Here is a 675-nt window from a genome sequence, read left to right on the forward strand (position 1 = left end):
TGTTCGCGGCCGGCGCTGAACTGGTGGCGGGTCAGGCGCGAGCCGTTGAGGTCGATGCCGCTGAGCTGGCCGCCGGGCAGGTGGCGGTAGTCGAGCGTGCTGCCGTCGGGGAGGCGGCAATGCTTGAGCTGGCCGACGCTGTCGTATTCGTAGCGCAGGGTGCCCCAGCCCTGGTGTTCGGTGGTCAGGCGATCCTGCAGGTCGTACTCATACGCGAGGGGCCAATGGCCGTCGTCGACGCTGACCAGGCGGCCGAGGGCGTCGTAGCTGTAGTGGATTTCCTCGCCGTCGGGCAGGGTCTTCACCAGCAGGCGGCCGGCGGCGTCGCGCTGGTACTCGGTGACCAGCTCGCTGGCGTCGTCGCCGAACTCGGTCTTCTTCAGCAGTTGGCCGTTGAGGTCGTATTCGTAGGCGGTGCGGCGGCCGTCGAAGCCGGTTTCCTGCTGGATCAGGCCGTTGCTGTAGTAGTCGAGGCGGTAGTGCTCGCCGCGTTCGTTTTCGATGTCGGTGAGCAGCAGGCGCGAGTTGTCGTAGCGGTAGCGCAATTGGCTGCCGTCCGGGTTGATGCGGCGGCTGACCAGGTGCAGGTTGTCGGCGTACTCGTAGCGGGTGATGCGGCCGAGTTCGTCGCGTTCGGCGGTGACGCGGCCGTAAGGGTTATAGCTGAACGCGCGG

At 67.0% G+C, this 675-nt stretch carries 1 pseudogene; it reads right to left on the reverse strand.

The window, feature by feature from the left end:
- Positions 1 to 675, reverse strand: a pseudogene (locus CAG31_RS28000) (RHS repeat protein); the annotation flags it as partial.

The organism is Pseudomonas sp. R25(2017) (genome assembly GCF_002112565.1).
GTDB classification, from domain to species: Bacteria; Pseudomonadota; Gammaproteobacteria; order Pseudomonadales; family Pseudomonadaceae; genus Aquipseudomonas; species Aquipseudomonas ekonensis.